Below are 682 nucleotides of genomic sequence, written 5' to 3'. Positions count from 1 at the left end.
TCATGTTCGGCAGGCTCAAGGATTGGAGGCGCGTGGCAACGCGATATGACAGATGTCCGAAGATCTTCCTCTCGGCCATCGCCCTCGCAGCAACCGTCATCTATTGGTTATGAATCCTGACCCTAAGACCAAACGCGTTGAAACGGGGTGATATTACCTTTGCAAGTATTATGCGGAAGTCACATCGCTGAAGAAACTTTTTTTCCGAGGTCCGAAATTGCTTGCTGAACAACTCGATGCTTTCCTTGGGAACTTTGCGAGTCTATCAAGCCGCATTAGACATCTTGATTTTGATACAAGCGGCTTGGGAGATAGAATAAATGCGCGCTGCAGCTACATCGCATTTAAAGACGGAGCCCTGACGTTTGATGAGTTCATTGATGTTCTCTTTCACCAAATTGTCTCATTTTGCCTACCAAAATCGGAGATATTGGCTGCGCACAGCAGTCTGGCTAGGGTCAGGATGCATTGATTTCCGTTTCGCGGCGTGATTCACGGCCCAGAAACGGAGCGGTGACATGAGCGACCTTTTCTGGCTGACTGCCGCGCAGATGGGTAAGCGACGGCTGAACCCCACATTGCTCGGCTGACGCGCTGCTGCGAAGTCTTTTCCATCGACCGGTGGGAGTGCGTTTCGCAATGTGTGCCAAGAATTCGTTTCTCGCGTCTCTGGGCGTCGAGA

General features: G+C 51.0%; 2 protein-coding genes and 1 pseudogene. 1 reads left to right on the top strand and 2 read right to left on the bottom strand.

Annotation, left to right across the window (positions count from 1 at the left end; translation table 11 throughout):
• A pseudogene (locus EG885_RS22365) lies at window positions 1–113 on the top strand (IS5/IS1182 family transposase); the annotation flags it as partial.
• A gap of 152 nt (window positions 114–265) precedes the next feature.
• On the opposite strand, the gene EG885_RS23500 reads toward EG885_RS22365, so the two are convergent.
• Both EG885_RS23500 and EG885_RS23185 read right to left on the bottom strand, forming a co-directional pair.
• A complete protein-coding gene (locus tag EG885_RS23500; protein WP_278248509.1) occupies window positions 266–394 on the bottom strand; it encodes a hypothetical protein in 129 nt (42 codons plus the stop codon).
• A 64-nt stretch (window positions 395–458) separates the two neighbouring features.
• On the bottom strand, window positions 459–682 hold a 224-nt coding region (locus tag EG885_RS23185), incomplete at its 5' end, for a hypothetical protein (protein ID WP_207392399.1).

Source organism: Paracoccus nototheniae (genome assembly GCF_004335005.1).
In the GTDB taxonomy this organism is placed as follows: Bacteria; Pseudomonadota; Alphaproteobacteria; order Rhodobacterales; family Rhodobacteraceae; genus Paracoccus; species Paracoccus nototheniae.
This window is presented reverse-complemented; position numbering and strand designations above follow the sequence as displayed.